20 protein-coding genes are annotated in these 19,900 nt (G+C 47.8%); 3 read left to right on the top strand and 17 right to left on the bottom strand.

Features of this window, described 5'->3' with window-relative positions; translation table 11 throughout:
* Positions 1 to 157 precede the first annotated feature (157 nt).
* The 16 genes from L9P36_RS14160 to L9P36_RS14085 form a co-directional block, all read right to left on the bottom strand.
* A complete protein-coding gene (locus L9P36_RS14160) occupies positions 158 to 1,636 on the bottom strand; it encodes a DUF5666 domain-containing protein (RefSeq protein ID WP_237468077.1) in 1,479 nt (492 codons plus the stop codon).
* Positions 1,637 to 2,030: 394 nt separating this feature from the next.
* Positions 2,031 to 2,309: a peptidylprolyl isomerase PpiC gene (gene ppiC, locus L9P36_RS14155; protein ID WP_237468075.1), complete on the bottom strand. Its 279-nt coding sequence runs from the start codon at positions 2,307 to 2,309 to the stop codon at positions 2,031 to 2,033.
* 72 nt (positions 2,310 to 2,381) lie between these two features.
* Positions 2,382 to 2,567 carry a hypothetical protein gene (locus tag L9P36_RS14150; protein WP_237468073.1) on the bottom strand — a complete coding sequence of 62 codons (186 nt, stop codon included), beginning with the start codon at positions 2,565 to 2,567 and terminating at the stop codon, positions 2,382 to 2,384.
* 20 nt (positions 2,568 to 2,587) lie between these two features.
* The gene (locus L9P36_RS14145) at positions 2,588 to 3,094 is read right to left on the bottom strand and encodes a DUF3833 domain-containing protein (protein WP_237468072.1); all 507 of its coding nucleotides are present in this window, start codon (positions 3,092 to 3,094) and stop codon (positions 2,588 to 2,590) included.
* Between the two features lie 23 nt (positions 3,095 to 3,117).
* The gene (locus tag L9P36_RS14140; RefSeq protein WP_237468071.1) at positions 3,118 to 3,744 is read right to left on the bottom strand and encodes a chalcone isomerase family protein; all 627 of its coding nucleotides are present in this window, start codon (positions 3,742 to 3,744) and stop codon (positions 3,118 to 3,120) included.
* Positions 3,725 to 4,243 carry a DUF2878 domain-containing protein gene (locus L9P36_RS14135; RefSeq protein ID WP_237468070.1) on the bottom strand — a complete coding sequence of 173 codons (519 nt, stop codon included), beginning with the start codon at positions 4,241 to 4,243 and terminating at the stop codon, positions 3,725 to 3,727. The genes L9P36_RS14140 and L9P36_RS14135 overlap by 20 nt, the downstream gene beginning before the upstream one ends.
* Before the next feature lie 15 nt (positions 4,244 to 4,258).
* Entirely contained in the window at positions 4,259 to 5,482 is a 1,224-nt protein-coding gene (locus tag L9P36_RS14130; RefSeq protein WP_237468068.1) for an SAM-dependent methyltransferase, read from the bottom strand.
* Positions 5,483 to 5,503: 21 nt separating this feature from the next.
* Positions 5,504 to 6,256 carry a DUF1365 domain-containing protein gene (locus tag L9P36_RS14125; protein ID WP_237468067.1) on the bottom strand — a complete coding sequence of 251 codons (753 nt, stop codon included), beginning with the start codon at positions 6,254 to 6,256 and terminating at the stop codon, positions 5,504 to 5,506.
* Entirely contained in the window at positions 6,256 to 7,551 is a 1,296-nt protein-coding gene (locus tag L9P36_RS14120) for an NAD(P)/FAD-dependent oxidoreductase (RefSeq protein WP_237468066.1), read from the bottom strand. Before L9P36_RS14120 ends, L9P36_RS14125 begins: the two co-directional genes overlap by 1 nt.
* Positions 7,548 to 8,294, bottom strand: coding sequence for an SDR family NAD(P)-dependent oxidoreductase (locus tag L9P36_RS14115; RefSeq protein WP_237468065.1), 747 nt, complete (start codon positions 8,292 to 8,294; stop codon positions 7,548 to 7,550). Before L9P36_RS14115 ends, L9P36_RS14120 begins: the two co-directional genes overlap by 4 nt.
* Positions 8,291 to 8,755 carry a nuclear transport factor 2 family protein gene (locus L9P36_RS14110; protein ID WP_237468064.1) on the bottom strand — a complete coding sequence of 155 codons (465 nt, stop codon included), beginning with the start codon at positions 8,753 to 8,755 and terminating at the stop codon, positions 8,291 to 8,293. The genes L9P36_RS14115 and L9P36_RS14110 overlap by 4 nt, the downstream gene beginning before the upstream one ends.
* Positions 8,752 to 10,221 carry a deoxyribodipyrimidine photo-lyase gene (gene phrB / locus L9P36_RS14105; protein WP_237468063.1) on the bottom strand — a complete coding sequence of 490 codons (1,470 nt, stop codon included), beginning with the start codon at positions 10,219 to 10,221 and terminating at the stop codon, positions 8,752 to 8,754. The genes L9P36_RS14110 and phrB overlap by 4 nt, the downstream gene beginning before the upstream one ends.
* Positions 10,218 to 11,024 carry a MerR family transcriptional regulator gene (locus tag L9P36_RS14100; RefSeq protein WP_237468061.1) on the bottom strand — a complete coding sequence of 269 codons (807 nt, stop codon included), beginning with the start codon at positions 11,022 to 11,024 and terminating at the stop codon, positions 10,218 to 10,220. The genes phrB and L9P36_RS14100 overlap by 4 nt, the downstream gene beginning before the upstream one ends.
* Positions 11,014 to 11,955: a YbgA family protein gene (locus tag L9P36_RS14095; RefSeq protein ID WP_237468059.1), complete on the bottom strand. Its 942-nt coding sequence runs from the start codon at positions 11,953 to 11,955 to the stop codon at positions 11,014 to 11,016. Before L9P36_RS14095 ends, L9P36_RS14100 begins: the two co-directional genes overlap by 11 nt.
* A gap of 106 nt (positions 11,956 to 12,061) precedes the next feature.
* Positions 12,062 to 14,149, bottom strand: coding sequence for a glycogen debranching protein GlgX (gene glgX / locus L9P36_RS14090; protein WP_237468057.1), 2,088 nt, complete (start codon positions 14,147 to 14,149; stop codon positions 12,062 to 12,064).
* A 205-nt stretch (positions 14,150 to 14,354) separates the two neighbouring features.
* Entirely contained in the window at positions 14,355 to 14,786 is a 432-nt protein-coding gene (locus L9P36_RS14085; protein WP_237468055.1) for a hypothetical protein, read from the bottom strand.
* 241 nt (positions 14,787 to 15,027) lie between these two features.
* Between L9P36_RS14085 and L9P36_RS14080 the strand changes: the two genes are divergently transcribed.
* Positions 15,028 to 15,921 carry a polyprenyl-phosphate transporter gene (locus L9P36_RS14080; protein ID WP_237468054.1) on the top strand — a complete coding sequence of 298 codons (894 nt, stop codon included), beginning with the start codon at positions 15,028 to 15,030 and terminating at the stop codon, positions 15,919 to 15,921.
* Positions 15,922 to 16,061: 140 nt separating this feature from the next.
* Complete coding sequence (locus L9P36_RS14075) at positions 16,062 to 16,511, top strand: hypothetical protein (RefSeq protein ID WP_237468052.1); 450 nt, start codon at positions 16,062 to 16,064, stop codon at positions 16,509 to 16,511.
* Positions 16,512 to 16,613: 102 nt separating this feature from the next.
* Here L9P36_RS14075 and L9P36_RS14070 read toward each other — a convergent pair whose 3' ends face one another.
* Complete coding sequence (locus tag L9P36_RS14070) at positions 16,614 to 17,954, bottom strand: DEAD/DEAH box helicase (protein ID WP_237468051.1); 1,341 nt, start codon at positions 17,952 to 17,954, stop codon at positions 16,614 to 16,616.
* A 247-nt stretch (positions 17,955 to 18,201) separates the two neighbouring features.
* Here L9P36_RS14070 and L9P36_RS14065 point away from each other — a divergent pair, with 247 nt between their 5' ends.
* Positions 18,202 to 19,851, top strand: coding sequence for a DUF2813 domain-containing protein (locus L9P36_RS14065; protein ID WP_237468050.1), 1,650 nt, complete (start codon positions 18,202 to 18,204; stop codon positions 19,849 to 19,851).
* The last annotated feature ends 49 nt before the right edge of the window (positions 19,852 to 19,900 follow it).

The raw sequence follows: 19,900 nt of genomic DNA, 5'->3' as shown, positions 1-19,900 counted from the left end.
TGAATGGGATGAACTCAAATTGATATACCAGCGCCATATGGTAAATGCAAGGTAAATAGGGTGTTGATATGCTTGGATATACAGAAGGATCGCGCCCCTCTCAGACTAAAAAAGCCGCTCAATGAGCGGCCTAATCAGGGGTTTAATCTTCGATAGATTAATCGTCGATTTTGCATTGCGCAAGGGTGCTGATATCACTTGGATCGACTTGGCACTCAAATTCAAACCAAGCACCATCGTATTGATCAAGGCCTTCCCAGCTGTAGCCCCACAGTGCCCCAGCCGCCACGGTACCTTCAAGCTCCATTTCATATAATCCATTGTCTAAATCAAGGTCGGCAATCGGCTGACATTCAATAGATACAGCATAATGAACGGATGCATCATCCGTCGCTTGTGGCGTTTCAGATGACAAGGCCAAAATTTCGATTTCAGCCCAATCACCCACGGCGCACTCAATATCTTTATGGACAGTTTCAACGCTTGATAGATCAAAAGTCACCCCTTGCACTTCAACACTCACATTTGGCGTCAAAGCATCAACGCGTCCTTCTGTCGATGCGGTTTCCACTTCCACTTCTTCGGCAACCAAATTATCTAACGTCGAGTCATCGGTAAGCTCCACTTCAACACGCATGCCAACTTTAAGCCACTGATCGGCTAGCTTATCAAATTGCGCCTCAGCAATATCAACAAGATGTTGATTATTAAGCTCAAGTGTTTCACCTGGCGTATATGCCGTGACAATCCCTTCAAGCTCATCGCTCAGCTCATCTTCCGCTTCAAAGTCAATTTCAAGAGCCGTCTGCTCAGATGCAATATCACCAGTAAACACAAACTCGACTTCAAGGAGCGCACCTTCGACTAGATCAGCCTCAGTGCCATCATCAAATTCAGTGTCTGAATCGACAACAAAGGTCACGAGTGTAGGGCTTGCTTCTGGATTTGGATTTGGATTTGGCTCAGGATCCGGTGTTGGTTCTGGCGCCGTCTCATCCGCTAACACGGCCGCGGGTTGGGTTGGCTCTGCTGGCACCGTTGGTTCCGTGGGAGGCGTAGGTTCGGTTGGCGTCGTTGGTTCTGTTGTCGAACCCACAATATCCAATTGCAAAATACCTGTATTCGGATCATAGGCATGCACCTTGCCTTCCACTTCTGCCTTTGTACCATTTGGCGCAGCAGCAACCTCTGTGACATGCAGTTGATCATTTTGATCTTCCCAGCCAAAGACAAGTACATATTGGCCAACCAATGCAGCCAAGTTAGTCACAAAGCCCTCTTCAAATTTCGCGAGAACAATGCCATTGACAGAATAAACCGCGGGTTCAGCATGATTAACCGTCAACATGCCAGCAACTTCCGGATCAAGCTCCAACTGGGTCACCGTGCCATCAGTGGCGGTCATGGTGACATCAACATTGCGTAGCTGAGCAATACGGACACTATTGCCATCAAAGCTTGCGACATTTGCGGGCATCGAATATAGGCCGCCATCTAACTGAATTTTCTGCAAATTGGCAGCATAACCATCGATGTGCCCCGTTTTGGTGACGGTTGTCGAGTCATCACTTGAATCTGAGTTACATCCAACCAGAGCCACGCTGGCAATCAGGGTGGCAAGTAGCGTTTTGTTCATCACAAAATCCTCTTTTGATAGTGTTCCCTTTCCACAACTTCAGTGTTGCAGCTCAAGAAAAATGACGCTGTCATCTTTTTGTCATATTTATTTCATCAAAACAGACCAAAGGAAAATTGCTATCAAGATTCGGTCAAAACCCTGTTGGCGATAAGGGAAAAACGAGAGATGTCATTTCATGAGATTTAAACGGGTGCAACAGATTGCACAAAGAGGTTTATTGGTCGCAGAATTACAATTGCTTACACTCGGTAAAAACCATTCAAAATGTAAATTTTCTTATCGAAATGCAGCGATTTATTAGGCATAACAGGCAAAATGCAATTAATTTGACGCTAGACAAACAATAAACGCCGCAGGTGCGGCGTTTCAAATTCAACTAAAGCGTGTCTGACTAGGTACGATAAAGCACATATACAACATGCCAACCAAATTTTGTTTTCACTAAGTGTGGCGTCAATAGCTCACCAGAAAAGCAAACTTTGTCAAATTGGGGCACCATTTGACCACGGCGAAATTCACCTAAATCCCCCCCTCGTTTGCCTGATGGACAAGTTGAGTATTTTTTCGCGAGCGCTTGAAATTTTGCACCTTTTTTCAGTTGCTTGATGATGTCTTCTGCTTGCTCTTTATGCTTGACCAAAATGTGCAATGCCGCGGCTGTGTTTGCCATACTCTCTTCCTCAACAAAAAATGCGCAGGGCATTGTACCCATGCGCATTCAAATAGAAAGCTGAATCTTGAATTAGCCTTCATCAAACCAATCGGCTCGCCCTTCAGGCTCATAAGTGTGTTGATGCTGGAGAGAGCGTCGCCCTTGCATTTGTGCAAGTTGCCGCTCGTAGTATTGTGCCTGTTCATAGTCACCGGATTGATATGCGGCCTCTCGCTGCTGGATTAAGGCTTCGTAACGCATCGCTTTATGCTCCATAGGCACCTCCATCTATCAGGTTATTCAATTTTTTGGAAAAACAGGGTAATTCGCCCCACCTCGACCCCAAATTTGGTCATCTTGGTTAAATTAAATAGGTGACGCTCATCTTGGCGATAGAGCCAATCATCAAAGTGAATTTCATAGCTGCTGTCATCGACTTCAATATTCATACTGTACTGCCATTGCAGTGCATTACCGTAGCTCACACCCGTAGCCATGCCTAAAATATCGTCCGCCTCTCCTTGGTATTGATGCGCGTCAATCTGTTCTATGCGCCAAACGCGTCGGTCAATGTCACCATCATCAAATACAAAGTCTTCCTCAAGGACTAAAACCCCGTCGTCAACATAACCGAGGATCACCACCTCAAAGCGGCGTGTTTGTTGATAACGGTAATCTTGCACCATGCCCCAAGCGTGAACTTCACCTTGAAAGTATTCAAAAAGATCAAAGGATGGATGGGTTGTTTCGTACTCCTCAATATCTGCGCTGCAACCGCTCATCAAAAGGAGCATCAGGGCCATCGCCCATATTCGTAAAGCATCTCTCATGAACGCGCCTCACCTAACAGCTGCAATCGCAATGTTGGATATTGCGAGTTGGGGGCAAGCCATATGCCTAAAAAAGCGTTAGTAAATGCAGGATCGGTGACCGTACCGCGTAAAAAAATCCCCTGCTTTGTTTGATACCAAAGCTGTCCTTGCTCACCATCAAACAGATAAATCAGCTGCTCACCTTTTCGCACCGATGGGAACAGCTTACCGAGCTGCGGTTGCCACTGCGCAATGTTAAACGCAGAGACTTGCTGTTTTTGCCATTGCGCCACCGTAGCCTCGACAAAATCATCACTGGCAATATTGCGCTTATATATGATTTGCAGCGCCATAGGCTGATGCACCTTAAAGGGCGTTTGCGATATCACGGTTCCTCGCGGTGCACGCAAAGTCGCATCATAAATGGTCCAAATGCCCCAAGTCAGACGCGCTTCACCCACCACAGGCCAGTCTTGCCACACATGCATTGCAGGGGTGAGCGCATCACTTTCATTGGCGTTGACTTTAGTTTCTATGGCTATGGCCTTACTTTCTTTAGCCATGGCTTCTGGAATTGGCATCCAGAGCATCAGCAATGCCAATCCCAAAACGACGCCCCCTTTATTCCGTGGAAAGTGCATGTTTTCCTCCCGCACGCTTGAGCATTCTCACGGCAAGATGATGTAACACAGGGAGCATAATGCCCCACTCAATGGCCAAAATGATCACCGTTGCGTTTTCACCACGCGGCCATGTCACCACACCCAACTTAAATCCAGCCCAATAGCTGATTGCCCCAGCAAGTGCACCAATGACGGCAACAGCAAAAAGACCAAGCTGTTTGAGCACGGGAGTCATCACCAGCAGATAAGCACCAAAGGCGACCCACAAACAAACAAGCCAAAGCGGAAAACGCGGGGTGCTAAATTCAAAGACACCAAGACCACGATTAAGAATATCAAGCACCACCCCAAGCATGGCAATCACTAAGGGCAACCAGATAGGAAAAGAGAAATAACGGTGGATAATCACAGCGTTGACAAAAAGTAGTGCCAATAGCCAAGGCAATAGTGTTTGTTGTCCCAACACGGCCACTAACCAAACCAACTGGAACCATAGTGAATAGACTAGGTATTTCATCCTGACCTCCTCGCCCTAGGGCAGACGTGTCCACGTCAGTTGTACGGTACTGATGCTCCTTGCTAAAAAACCACCTTCGCAATAGCTCAAATAAAACTGCCACAAACGAATGAATTGGTGATCAAAGCCAAGGCTGAGCACCTGCTCTTGGTTGGCGCGAAATGCTTGATGCCAACTCTTTAAGGTTAGCGCGTAATCCTGACCTATATCTTGTAAATCGCGCAGTGCAAAGTCCGTTTGCTGGGTCGAAATGCCCAACAATTGAGAGATCGAAGGCAAAAATCCACCGGGGAAAATATATTGCTGAATAAAATCGACCCCTTGCTGATATTGCTTGGCACGCTGATCGGCAATGGTGATCGCTTGCATGGCAAATCGCCCTTTAGGTTTCAGCAAGGACTGGCAGGCTTGAAAGTAAGTCGGCAAATATTGCTGACCCACGGCTTCAATCATTTCAATGGAGACAATTTTGTCATATAGACCCGTTAAGTCGCGATAATCTTGCATCAGCAAGGTGATCCGTTCGCTTAGGCCCTGCGCCTCTACCTGCGCTTTGGCATATAAATATTGCTCTTGAGAAATCGTTGTGGTGGTCACGTGGCAACCATAATGCTTGGCCATGTAGATCGCCATGGCCCCCCAGCCAGTCCCTATTTCAAGTACATGGTCCGAAGCTTTAAGCTCAAGCTGCTCACATAATCGCGCCATTTTTTGTTGCTGCGCGTCAAACAAACTATCTTCAGGCGAGTGGTAGATGCCCGCGGAATAGAGCATCTGCTCATCTAAAAAAGTCTGATATAGGGCGTTACTTAAATCATAGTGGGCGGCGATATTGGCTTTGGCCGTCGTTTTACTATTGCGCCGCAACAGATGGCCGACGCGGCGCGCCACTTGCGTCAACCAACCCACTTTTCGCTCCAGCCTATCGAGCATCGCCATATTCTCAGCAATCAATTGCACGACTGCGGTTAGATCTGGGCTATCCCATAAACCGTCGATATAGATTTCGCCGGCGGCAATCGAACCCCCTTTCACAAGCTGCGTATAAAAATCAGGATGATGAATATGAATTTCAGCAAATTGGCCTTGCTCACCAAAGTGATAGCGCTCGCCAAATTGCTCAACCAGCACCAACTGGCCACCCTTTAATTGTTTAAGCAACCCATGCACGACCCGCTTTGCCCATCCTTGAGCACGGGTTAACTTTATCTCGCTGACTTGAGAGGTAAGCTCCAACATAACCTTCTCCACTTTTTGTTGTTATTGATCGGCGTGAGGATTGGGGTAGTACGTCGCCCCTTTTCGCCACAGCCGCCATGCATGAATGTAGATCCCCATGAGCACTTTGAGCGTTAACCAAGGCGTTTTGAGCAATAAACGGCCAAGATGTCGCGAGTCAAAGGGTTGTGCCTTGAGTGCCAAGGTGGCATCAAATATTTTGTTTGCGTCTCTCACTGAGAGTTGAATGAGTAATCGCTCATCAAGCGGCCTAACCTGCCAATCATAGGTTTGCTCAATGGGATTGAAGGGGGAGACATGAAACGCTTTTTCATGCTGCCAATAACCCGGCTGATTCGGATCAACCTTGAGCACATAGTAGTGACGTTGTAACCAGGGTGTATTGCTGACCTCTGCAACCAGATATTGCCAGTGTTCCTCCTGGTCGTAGACGTAATAGAAGTTCACCGGGCTAAAATAAAGCCCCCAATAGCGAAGATGACAGACCATCATCACCCGGCCTTTCGCTATCTCATCCCCGGTGATCTCGCCGATTTTCGCAAACACGGCTTGCGTGATATCACCTTGCTGGCCAATATAATCACCTCGCTTAAAGCGTGCAGGATGCCACCAACGCTGACCGAAAAAGCGCACCTCTTGGCTTAACTGCTTTAGCTCTTTGGGATCAATCGCCATCATAAATAGACCCGTGGACAAACGATGCTGCACCGGCGCAAATCGCCGATGGCGAACTTGCCCCACCAGCAGACGACTTTTCATTGCCTCGACGGCCATTAGGCTGCGCCTCGTATTGCCGCGACCTTTGCGATACCTTCAATCACATCTAATGCACTACGCACCCCATCTTCATGAAAACCGTTGTACCAATAGGCGCCGCAAAACCAGGTTCGATGATGTCCATTGATCTCACTGCGAGAATGCGCCGCTAACAATGAACTTTGATTAAATACGGGATGGGCATAGGTGAACTCGCCAATCACTTGATCGGCATCTATCGCCACTTGCGGATTAAGCGTCACACAAAAAGTTTGCCCATGCGCGGGTAATAAACGCTGCAAAATATTCATGTTGTAACTCACCGTCGGCAAGGTTTGCATCGCATCCGCTTCGCTGCCAATGCGATAATTCCAAGCCGCCCAAGCCGCTTTTCGTTTGGGTAGCACACTGGTATCGGTATGAAGCACCACTTGGTTTTGACGATAAGGCATAGCGGCCAAAATCCGCTGCTCAGCATCCGTTGGTGTATCAAGAAGCGCGAGCGCTTGATCGCTATGACAAGCAAAAATCACCGCATCAAAATCCATGGTTTGCTGCGCAAGATGCAAGGTGACGCCATGCTGGTGACGAGACACCTTTTGCACGGGTGTCGAGAGAAAAATGCGATCAACAAATGGTGCCACTAATTTAGGAATATAGTTTTTTGAACCGCCGGGGATCACGTACCATTGCGGCCTGTTCGCAATATCAAGCAAGCCATGATTGAGGAAAAAACGAGTAAAAAAATGCAGCGGGAAATCACGCATATCAGCCATGGAAGATGACCAAATCGCGGCACCCATAGGCAAAATATAGTGATGGCAAAAATAATCACTAAAGCCATGAAATTCGAGAAAATCACCCAGTGTTTGCAGCGTTTCAGCCTGCGAATTCGGCGTATCATGCTGACTCGCATGTCGCTTTGCTAAGCGATTAAAGCGCATAATTTCGTATAGAAAATAATAGAATTTGGGTCGCAGTAAATTGCGTTTTTGCGCAAAGAGTGTGGCCAGCGTGTGTCCATTGTATTCAAGACCAGAGCCATCATGTCGCACACTAAAGCTCATTTCTGTGGCTAACCCTTTGATACCAATCTCATCAAGCAGCCGAATAAAATTGGGATAAGTGCGATCGTTATACACAATAAAACCCGTATCAATGGCGTAATCGCGCCCCTGCTGCGTGATATCTATGGTGGCTGTATGTCCGCCAAGATAATCATTGGCTTCAAACAAACTCACATCATGCTCTTGCGAAAGATAGTAACCGCAAGTCAAACCTGAAATACCACTTCCCACGATGGCAATTTTCATTTGTCACTCCTTGTTAACCAACGAACGCATGCCTGCTGCCAACGCATCGGTAACCGATGGATACAGCGTAAAATAAAGGTAAACCCCCAGGGACAATAAATCGTGCCATAGCCAAGCGCTAACCCACGACGAATGGTCTGCGATGCCTGTTCAACGCTAATTCGCATCGGCATTGAAAAGGTGTTTTTATCGGTGAGCGGCGTTTTCACAAAGCCTGGGTAAATCACACTGATTTGAATGCCGCGCGCAGCCCAATCAAGCGCCATGGTTTGCGCAAAATAACTGATCGCAGCTTTTGATGCGCCATAGGCTTGGGCACGTGGCAGCGGCGTTAGCATGGCACTTGAGGCAACAACAGCAACGCGGTCGCCCTGCGTCAGCTGCGTTTGAATCGCCTCAAAACAGTGCACCACGCCCATAAAATTCACCGCCATGACGCGAGCAACTAAACTGCTTTGCAGCGCACCATCATCGATATATTCGCAATCCCCAGCATTAAAAATATAGAGGGTAGGACGAATCTCTTGCGCAAATAACTGATCAAACGCCTGCTGCACCGCATGTTGATCCGTCACATCAAAAGCCAAGGTGAAGACGCGTCCCCCTGATTGCGCTAGCTCATCGAGCTTAGTTTGATTGCGGCCACAGGCAACCACCTGCCAGCCCTGCGCGGCATAATCTTTGGCCAGCTGAAGGCCGATGCCAGATGTCGCGCCTGTGATCACCACTGTTTGCGGAATCATTGACCCAGCCTCCTTTTGATTGCGCCAATCACCTTGCCAATGAGTGGTAGATGCTCATAAAGCATGGCCCCTAAATCAAAATAATCTCGATGATAAACCACCAATTCCTGCGCCCAGCGAAGCTCAGTCATGCCATCCACTGTGATCAATTGGCCCCTATTTAATTTGGGATGTTGCAGCTGCATTTGCCAGCGCAACACATAAGATTGCTGCGCCTGTGATTCCGCCTGTTCGCCATTCATAGCCTCGCTCTGCTGATGGTAAATCCCAGCAATCACAAACTGGCAATCAATGACATTGTCATACATCGACTCGAAATAACGCATGAGCGGCGCTAAGCCTTGAATCTCGTGGGCAGGATCAATAAAGCGAACATTGGGGGCATAGAACCGCTTTAACTGCGCTAAATTGCTCCGATTCAAGCTTTGATAACAGGCAATAAAATCATCAAGTGGGATCATCGCAGCACCTCGCTGGCAGCGCCGCTACCTGTTACAACACCTTGTTTAGCCGCTTCAAATCGCGCCAAGGCCAGTTCTCGCTGTTTGCGATGTTCAACAATGGGCGTAGGGTAATTAAGCATTACGCCATGCTTTTGCGCCCAAGCATGCGGTTCAAACAAAAACTTATCTGGCACTTTCGCAAGCTCTGGCAACCATTGGCGAATAAATTGCCCGGCTGGATCAAATTTTCTCGCCTGGCTGATGGGATTAAAAATTCGAAAATAGGGCTGCGCATCGCAGCCGCAGGATGCTGCCCACTGCCAACCGCCGTTGTTTGATGCTAAATCACCATCGATCAACTGCTGCATAAAATAGCGCTCGCCATAACGCCAATCGATATGCAGATCTTTCACCAAAAAACTGGCACAAATCATACGCAGCCGATTGTGCATCCAGCCTGTGGCATTGAGCGCGCGCATCGCAGCATCGACAAATACATAACCAGTCATTCCCTGCTGCCACGCTTGCAAGCGCTGCGCATCATAAACTTGCCAATACACATCCCCTTGCGCCTTAAAAGGCCGACCTTTGGCTAATTTTGGCCAAGCCGCCATCAGGTGATAATAAAATTCACGCCAAGCCAGCTCTGACAACCAGCGCTCAGCACCGCTAGGCGCAAAATAAAATAGATCAGGTGTTTGCATCAGCGCGGCTGCTAAGCATTGGCGCGGTGAAATCGCACCAATGGCAAGATAGGGTGAAATTGTGCTGGTGCCCTCTAGTGCTGGGAAATCTCGGTCCTGTCCATATTGAGATAAACGCGCTTGGCAAAATTGGGTCAGCACTTGATGAATCGCCTCATCGCTCACTGGCCAATTTGAGCTGTCTTTTCGAGGCATGATAAAGGGCGAGATTGACGTCACAGACAGCGCTCCCCCCTGCGCAGCTGGCAGCGGCGTTGGTTGGCAATTTAGCTCACGCAATCTATTTCGCCACTGATGATAAAAAGGAGTAAAGACGCGAAACATCTCGCCTTGCTGATTGCGTACCTGACCTGGTGCAATCAAGGTCACATCATCACACCAGTGTTGTTGAATATGGTTTGGTAGCTGCTGGCGCACCGCAGCATCGCGCTGTTTTTCATAGGGCCAGTGCTGAACATTAGCATAAACGGCATGCACCGATTGCTGCTTGGCCCAGCGTAATAACTGCGCGACCTGCGCGCGATAATCCGATACTTCAAAATAGTGAAAAGGCATACCCAATGCTGCCGCTTGCAAAGCGAGATGTTCAAGCCGGCGATAAATAAGATCAGCTTGAATCGCAGCCATATCATGTCGATGCCACTGCGCTGGGGTTGCTAGATATATCAGGTGGATTACCCCGCCACACTTTTCAGCCTCAGCTTGCGCTTGGTTAAGCGCCTGATTATCAACAAGGCGCAGATCCCCACGCAGCCAGACAAGGTGAATGATATTACTCATGACACCGCCTCATGCATCAACGCAAGATTTTGCGCTGCATGCAGACCATAAAAACGAATATCGCTTCCGGTATGCTGTGCCACCTGTCGCAATTTATGTAGCTGAACTGCGGTCAATTTGGCATCGCTATAAATTGCCAACGCCTCGCTGTGCTCAAGTAACACGTCTAATGTGTTCAGCTGCTCGCGCATCCCCTCCAACACGATAACTTGCCAACCTTGCTGACTCAGTAGCAAGGCATGCCACCAACCAAGATGTGCCAAGCTTCCTTGCATCAACACCAAATAAAGCTTTTCGCTACCCTGTTGCAAACTTGCCTGAACCAAAAATTGCGCGCGATTATAAATACAGTGGTGCCAAAGTGATTTCACAATTTCACTGCCAGCCAAAGGCGGCTCATTCAGCCACTGCTCAAGCACAGTAAACAAGCGCTCATGAACCACTTGAATGGGATATTCTTTGATCGCCTCATTTAAAAGCTGCATTGCGCGGCCTAAATTTTTGGCCGCTAAAGCATCATAAATCCCTTTAGCCTGCGCTAAATCCCCCTCTAAAAGATCATCACCATCAAGATTTTTCTCAAGCAAGCTTTTGACATGACGAATGGCAATCCCTTTCTCCAGCAGCGCCATGATTTGCCGAATATTTTGCAAATCCTGCTCGCTGTAAAGGCGATGCCCTTTACCACTGCGCTGAGGATTAATCAGACCATAGCGGCGCTGCCAAGCACGTAAGGTCACAGGATTAACCCCGGTCATGCTTGCCACGTCTCGAATGGCATAAAGGGGGGCATTAGAGTCCATATCTCAGCCTCAAAGTTTCAGGGTAAGGGCGCAAATAAGCCTGACTTTGCAAATAGTCATTGGGATATTTTTTTAAGTAGTGATTAATCAAAGTCAGCGGCACTAAAAGCGGCATATCGCCTTTGCGATAACAGATGATGAGATTGGCCAGCTCCTCTTTTTCCTGCGCATCAAGCTGGCGCTTAAAATAGCCTTGAATATGCATCAAGGTATTGGTGTTATTTTTACGCGAGCTGCGCTTGGCCAAACAATCCATGAAGGCTTGGCGGTATGTTTGAAAAAATTGGTCACTATTTTCTAGCGTAAATTGCGCCACCATGCGGCCAAGGGCGCGATACCCCTGCTGATCGCAGGCCAAAAGCATCAATTTATAGCGCGCATGAAACTCAAACAGCGCAGCAGCGGTGATGCCATTGGCAAAGGTTTGGTTCAAATCGTAAAGGGCGTATACGCGAGAGATAAAGTTTTCACGAAGGACGGGATCGTTCAGTCTGCCATCTTCTTCAATGGGCAGCCAAGGCATCGTTTGTTGCAGCTTGTGCGCGAATAACCCGACCCCCACTTTTTCGTGCCCTTTGCCCGACTCACTGTAAACCGGGACGCGCTCCATACCACATGTGGGTGACTTACTACAAAGTATATAACCACATAGATGAGCAAGCCGCGCTATGGCGCGTTCGCTAAATGCGTTCATTTGCTCTGTAAAGTCCAGCGACTGATCTTTGCTGCCTTGCAAACGAATTTCATCACCATAATTCACCAAACGAATGGTGGGGCGTGGCACACCCATTCCAACGCCAACCTCAGGACAGATCGGCTCAAAATCAAAGTGTCGAGTCAACTCATCGACTGCAAAACGGCTTTGCTTATGGCCGCCATCAAAGCGAACTTTTTGGCCTAGTACGCATGCACTGATACCTACTGGAATCATATCTGCCTCCATTCGTTGTACAAGATTAATTTTTGTACAGTGAAACTATAGGCAATCAGAATCAGTTGTACAAATATTTTTTCTGTACACGATAAATTTTGTTAATTTATCGTTTTCGGCTGACCAAAGCAACAAAGCTTCGGCCTGTCACGAGCAATGACCGCTCCGTCACTTTAGGCGCGGTCCCAAGCGTATAAATATCCTCTGGACTTGCATTGGCCGTATTGATTAAAAGGTGCCAATCACAGCCATCGAAATGCGGTAGTGTAAAGGTGAGCGAGTCCCAATAGGCGTTGTGAATAAAATAGATGTACTCATACAATCGGTGTGAAAACATCGACACCGCCACAACATGTGAATGCGCAGCCCAATCTGGGCGATTGGGCTCAATGCCATGCCAAGCCACATTGAGCTTTTCTACCACATCGTTGAGCGAGCGATGAATACGCTGATCAGCCACCGGATGGCTGCGACGTAATGCAATCAAGCCTTTGACAAAGCGAAAGAGATCGGCCTGAGTTTCCACCAAGGACCAGTCAAACCAACTGATCTCATTATCCTGGCAGTAGGCATTGTTATTGCCCCCTTGAGTACGCCGAACTTCATCACCCATGGTCAACATCGGCGTACCTAAGGATGAAAACACAGTAGCCAACATATTCTTAATTTGTCTGAGGCGAATATTGTTAATCCGCACATCTTGGGTTGGCCCTTCAAAGCCATAATTGGCCGATAAATTATGGTTATCGCCATCGCGATTGTTTTCACCATTGGCCAAATTATGTTTTTGCTCATAGCAGACGAGATCGTTCAAGGTAAAACCGTCATGCGCTGCGACAAAGTTAATCGAGCGCTGCGGTGAGTGCCGCTGCTGTGCATATATATCAGGTGAGCCAATCAACCTTGGCGCGTAATGCTTGGCCGCATCTTGATCGCCACGCCAAAATTGGCGCACATCATCACGAAAACGCCCATTCCACTCATTCCAGCGATCGCCAATAAATGACCCCACTTGATACAAGCCCGCAGCATCCCAAGCCTCAGCAATAATTTTCGTACCGCAAAGCACAGGATCTGAGTCAATAGACCAGAGCAGTGGCGGCTCCTGCATCGGTTTGCCTTTACCATCGCGAGCCAATACCGAGGCCAGATCAAAACGAAAACCATCGATATGCATCTCTTCAACCCAAAAATGCAGCGCATCAATAATCATACGCCGCATAATAGAGAAATTGGCATTGCAGGTATTACCGCAACCACTGAAATTAGAAAAAGCGCCCGTTTTGTTATTTATCATGTAGTAAGCGCCTGCCTGAAACCCTTTAAAACACAGGGTTGGCCCTGCATGGTCCCCTTCACAGGTATGGTTAAAGACCACATCGAGGTAGACCTCAATTTTCGCTTTATGCAGCTCGCGGATCAGCATTTTCAGCTCTTCCACCGCCGTAATACCGGTTCCGTCACTGGCATAATCATTGTGCGGCGCGAAAAAATTGATCGGGCTGTAACCCCAGTAATTTTGCTTTTCATGGGGTGCATCATCGGGATCAAACTGCTGAATCGGCATCAGCTCAACCGCCGTAATACCCAATGATTTGAGATAGGGAATTTTTTCGAGCAGACCTAAATAGCATCCGCGATGCGGCGCTTTGACATTTGAATTAGGGTGCTGGGTAAAACCACGCACATGCAGCTCATAGATCACTGTATTAGCAAGCGCGGTACGTGGCGGCGGTACATCTTGCCAATCAAATCGGTTGGCATCGACCACCACAGATTTCATACCATTGGCCAAGGTCGAGCCCGGCATACTGGCGCTGACGCGATCATATCCCTTAGGCCGTTCAATGGCGCGCGCGTATGGGTCCACCAATAATTTTTGCGCATCAAAAAGCTGACCGCGACGAGGATTATGCGGCCCACGAACGCGATAGCCATAATGCTGACCATGACCAATATTCGCGACAAAAATAAACCAATAGTGACCTTGGCGATGCACCATGGGCTCTAAATCAAGGGTCAAAAAAGGCTCAGGAGATTCAGCGTCACGAAAGAGCATCAGCTCGACTTGCGTGGCATCTTTGGAAAACACACTGAAGTTCACGCCACGCTCGTTGTGCATCTTACAAACCGTGGCACCTAGGGGGGAAGGCTCACCTAAATAGGTCGCAATGGTTCCTGCTTTTAATGACATGATTCATCCTAAAATTAGTCACTTTCATTAAAGGTAGAACCCGCCCCCTATTTGTCTAACGAAATGGCAGGAAAGGAAGAATTATCAGGGGCGTATCACTTTTTCTTGCGTCGCTTGTTCTCACTGCGCGTTTTCAGAATACAAATGCGACGTCATTGAATGGCGAGCATTGAATAGCATGCATTCATTGATATTGTGCTAAACGCTAGTTATTAATAAAACCGTAATGTAAGCCACTGCCGAGCACAGAGGCCGCGACACGATGCTCATATTGTGGTTTAGAGGCGAAGATAAACCACACAGGCGTTGAGAAGCGATAATTGTCCATCGCCTCATCGATCACCAACACCGCTAAGTCTGGGTTGTCACATTGCACTAATATCGCTTTTTGGCCATAAATGGGCATATCCTTGATCACCGAGCGCAATACCTTTGCATTCACATCATCGCCAAACATTAAAGACAACTGATCGGCAATGGCGCCGCGGCTTGGAATTTCAAATACAGCAACTTGCTCGGTTTTTGCCATCGCCTTGGCTTGCACTAACAACTCATCTTTGCTTTTTGTCGATGTCGGCACGCTACTACAGCCAATGAGCAGCAAGGCAAAGATAGAGACGAACATTTGGCGAGTCATCAATCGGCTCCCATCCATTTGTGACCCCCATTGATGTAACCTGTTTAGAGATCACTCGCAACATGATGACTTTTTTTCTTAAACCGAACTCTCATTCTGACCTTTTGACTAACATGGATCACGGGCTCAATATGAGCCAAGTCACCTTCAATCCGTTGTGATCACGCTGCCGTGATTTTTCACGTTTTTTTTGCAGTAAGCTGCGTATAATGTCGGTCACTTTTACGATTCAAATCAGACTATGCGTCAATATATTTTTACTTTCTTAAAAGGCATTGCCATGGGAGCTGCCGATGTTGTACCGGGCGTTTCAGGCGGTACCATTGCATTTATCACTGGCATCTATGACACCCTCCTTGAGAGTATTCGTCGTATTAATCCACGTCTTTGGCCGCTCTTTCGCCAGCATGGATTGGTTGCTGTTTGGCAACATATCAACGGCAATTTTTTGGTGGCCCTAGGTCTTGGCATTCTCACCAGTATCCTGAGTTTTGCTCGTTTGATTAGTTACTTGTTAGTGCACCACCCCATTCCATTGTGGTCCTTTTTTACGGGCCTCATTTTGATCTCTATTTTGCATATTCTCAAACAAGTCAAAGCCTGGCATACCACCAGCATCATCGCCCTTGTTATTGGTGCTGTCTTGGCTTGGTCGATGACCGTGCTACATCCAGTGCAACTGCCTGAAAACAACTTGAGCTTTTTCATCGGTGGCGCCATTGCTATTTGTGCGATGATTTTACCGGGGATCTCAGGCAGTTTTATTCTGCTTTTGCTGGGGCTTTACGCGACAGTTATCAACGCTGTTAAAGCCTTTGATTTTGGTATTATTGCGGTCTTTGCCATGGGCTGTTTAGTTGGGCTTTTAAGCTTCTCGCATCTACTTTCTTGGCTGCTGCGCAAGCATCGCAATTTAACGCTTTGTTTTCTGACGGGTCTCATGGCGGGAACCTTGCCAAAACTATGGCCTTGGAAATTGGCAGATAGCCAAGGTGTACTGCTCAATGTCTTGCCATCGACCTATAGCCAAGCAATGCAAGTCAACTCGCAATGGTTGCTAGCGATTGGGACCGCGCTCTTTGGCATTGCCGCGGTTTGGCTGCTAGAAAAAGTATCAAAATCCGATCCAGCTTAAATTTCCTCGACCTAAATTGGTGCGAGCTCACGCTTTCAAAGCACAGTGCTCGCACCACATCCCGTTTTGCCCCCTATAATCGAGCAGTTTTTAGCTTCGCACCTGCCCTTTGCATGGTGTACCGATACAGGGAGAGTCCCATGGCTGCCAATGCCGCAATCTATTTACCCGTCGACCAAATCGACCCCACCCATGTGTTTGACAAGGTGACGCTCATTCCTGCTGAGAATGCACAAACAGCACACAGTTATCAGATTGATTTAAGTAAAGTTGGCTCAGGCCAGACCATCATTCAGCTCAATGTGATGGAAAAAAGCGTGATGACGCCGCACCTCACCAGCTTTGTCAATTATGTTGCAGGCTTGGATGAACCAGAAGAGCGCCGTTTAACGGCAGCCAAGGTGATTGGCCAAACGCGTATGGTGGTTGGCTTAGTGACCGCTCAAGATTTTCAAGATGATCCTGAAATTTGGCACGCTCTGTTTCGCCTTGCAGGTCACTATCGTGGCTTTGTCTTTGTGCACGACAGTCTTGTGATGGCTAACGGTATGCCACTGGTTGGCCCTTTGGTTGAAAAGATGGCGCAATAAATTGCCAGAGCCTCTCAGGCAAAATAGAAAAGGCGCATGATGCGCCTTTTTGTTTGCATAGAATTTGATTGATATGCACGTTAAGCACAATCAACGAGAGGGTTATGCCTCTTCACCTTCATCATCAACCAATGGTGTTTTCTTTTTCACCATAAAGGGCATATCACCCACATCTTGCGTTTGATAGAAGCGTTTATCGTAATTCTTCGCTTGTGGCTTAGTGCTGCGCTTATTGGCATCTTTATTCGCTTTGGGCGCTGCTTTTTTCACGACTTTTTTGCTTTTCGGTTTCAATCCTTTAAAGCGACCTTTCAAGCCATCCAATACGCTAAATGTGATGGTTTGTTGCAAAAAGCTTTCCACCGCTTTAAAGCTGAACCAATCTTTTGGTCCCACCAAAGAAAAGGCTTCGCCTTTGGCGCCCGCACGACCCGTACGACCAACACGGTGCACATACTCTTCGGCATGTTTTGGCATATCGAAGTTCACCACATGGCTGACATTTTCAAGATCAAGACCGCGCGATGCGATATCTGTGGTCACCAAAATCTTGTAAACCACGCGCTCAAACTGACTCATGATTTGGTTACGGGCGGTTTGACTTAGCTCACCACTCAAACCAACTGCTTTATGGCCCCACTCATTGAGCAGTTTGGCCAAACGATCCGTATCTTGACGCGTCGCCGTAAAAATAATCACCTGACGATAATCCGCTTGCTCAAGCAAACGCTGCAAAATCGCTTGTTTATGATCCAAGTGATCACATAGGTAAAAAGATTGCACGATATCTTGGTGCTGCTCATGACCACTACCCACGGCAATACGCACTGGCTCATTGAGAAACTCATGTGCTAACTCATTAACTTCGGCGCTGTCCATGGTGGCAGAAAACATCATGGTTTGACGTTTACGGTGATTAGCAGCGCTGTTAATGGCGCGAAGCTGCTTGGCAAAGCCCATATCGAGCATGCGGTCAGCTTCATCAAAAATCAGTAGTTCAAGGCCCTGTAAAAAGAGGTGGCGATGCTCTAGATGATCAGCAATACGCCCCGGCGTGCCCACAATAATCGATGGGTTACGCTGAAATAAACGCGCTTGGTCGTTAAAGTTTTCACCGCCCACAACCAGCACGCTTTCAAAGCGCAGTGACGCGGTAAGTTGCTTGAGCTGGCCATACACTTGCTTTGCAAGTTCGCGTGTCGGCGTCAAAATTACCATACGAGCATCTTGACGACTGAGCGGCTTATAACGAATTAGACGGTGTAGCGCCGGCAACAAATAAGCAAGCGTTTTACCTGAGCCCGTTTTAGATGAGGCCATCACATCACGACCCGCGGCTGCCACCGGAATCGCTTTGGTTTGAATCTCAGTGGTGCGATTAAATCCAAAGTGATGAATCGGCTTTAATAAACGGTTGTCGATGTCTAAATCGCGAAATTGCAAAATGTAAGCTCCACAAGCTGTAACAATATAAGAATAGCGGCCAAGTTTACCTTAGCTCAGCACAGTTCGCTCCCCTTTTTTCATAGTCGATACAGACAAAATGGCAACCCCCTCACACAAGGAGTGTGACGCGCCCCCAAGGCACAAATAATGTCATGAAAAATAAAGCAATGTGGTAGCTACGCCATAGTTTCAGTAGATTGAATCCGCTAAGGTGAAAATAGGGATGCGAGCAGAGAGATGAGCCATGCAGTTAGAGCGCGTAGAAATTAGTGGGTTTCGTGGTATACGTCGACTGTCGCTGGATATCGATGAGCTAACCGTGCTGATCGGTGAAAATATGTGGGGTAAATCCTCACTGCTTGACGCCCTTTCCATTGCGCTATCACCCGAATATCTCGATTACAAATTTCGCTATCAAGATTTTCATCGCGACCACCAAATGGGACATGAAAAAAGCTGCGCACTACAAATCGTCTTGCAGTTTAAAGCCAACCATCCAAAGCAGCCCTACCATAAACGTTATCGCGCCCTTGAGCCGCTTTGGTGCTGGCAGGATAAACAACATCCGCGTATCTACTATCGTTTAGTCGCGCACAATAACGGCAAGGTTAAATCCTATCGTGATTTTATCAATGCCAGTGGTCAAGCCATCGAAGTTGAAAATATCAATCGCTGTGTCCGGGTGTTATGCCATCTGCACCCGATCATTCGTTTGCGCGATGCACGCCACCTTCGAGATGATCGTCTTGAGCTTGCCAATACCAGCAGTGCGCAGGTTGAAAAACGCATTCATTCAGCCGCCAAGCGACTTCGCACCATGCCCGGTGATATGAGTGATGCCGAGATCACCAGTGGTTTATCTAATATGCGCAAATTGGTTGAGCACTATTTCGCCTTTAAACCTCATGCGCGTATACCTCAGCCAGGAGAAACGCCAGCAAGTGCTGCGCTATCAAGCCCGCAACAATCATCTTTGCAAGGCATGGCGACTCTCAGCCAGCTACTGGGCAAGAACAGCCATAAACAGAGTCGATTAATTTTGCTGGCACTTTTGAGCGAGTTTATTCAAGCCAAGGGCGATATTCCCTTTGGTAAATCCATCCGTCCCATTTTGGTGTTTGAAGATCCAGAAGGACGATTACACCCCACCACCCTAAACCAAGTGTGGGGGCTGATGCAGCAGCTGCCCATGCAAAAAATCGTCACCACCAACTCAGGTGAGCTTTTATCCTCCTGCGATATCAGCGCGATGCGACGCTTAGTTCGCCAATCAGGGCAAACCCATAGCTTTCAAGTGAAACCGCGAAAAATGTCGGTGGACGAAATGCGCCGCGTCGGATTTCACGTTCGCTTTCATCGCCCTACTGCTTTTTTTGCCCGCGTTTGGCTACTGGTGGAAGGGGAAACCGAAGTTTGGCTGTTTAATGAATTTGCCCGCCTATTTGGCTATAGCTTTGCCGCAGAAGGGATTCAAATTATCGAATTTGCCCAGTGCGGTTTAAAACCACTGATCAAAATAGCCAAGCAACTAGGCATTGAGTGGCACGTGATCACCGATGGCGACATGGCGGGAGAGAAATACGCCGCGACGGTGGCTAATTATGCCAAAGAGACATCACTCACCTACCGTCTTACCAAGCTCAAGCAGCGCGATATTGAACATTTTCTTTATGAAGAAGGGTTTGAACCACTATTTCGCGATATGGCTGGAATCACCCCAAACACCCAAATGCCAGCCAAAAAAGTGATCACCAAAGTGTTGCGAAAATACGCCAAACCAGACGTCGCCATCGCGGTGGTGAACTATTGTGAGCAGCACTTACAGGGACAAATTCCACCGCGGCTCAAGCGTGTTATCGCGCGATTGGTGGGTATGGCGCGCAGCATGCTCTAACGTATCGCCAGTATCAATGCCAAAATTTTTACACAGCGCACTGACCTGT

Source organism: Vibrio stylophorae (assembly GCF_921293875.1).
In the GTDB taxonomy this organism is placed as follows: domain Bacteria; phylum Pseudomonadota; class Gammaproteobacteria; order Enterobacterales; family Vibrionaceae; genus Vibrio_A; species Vibrio_A stylophorae.
Note: the sequence above shows the minus strand (reverse complement) of the source record. Positions and strands in the feature narration are given on the sequence as shown.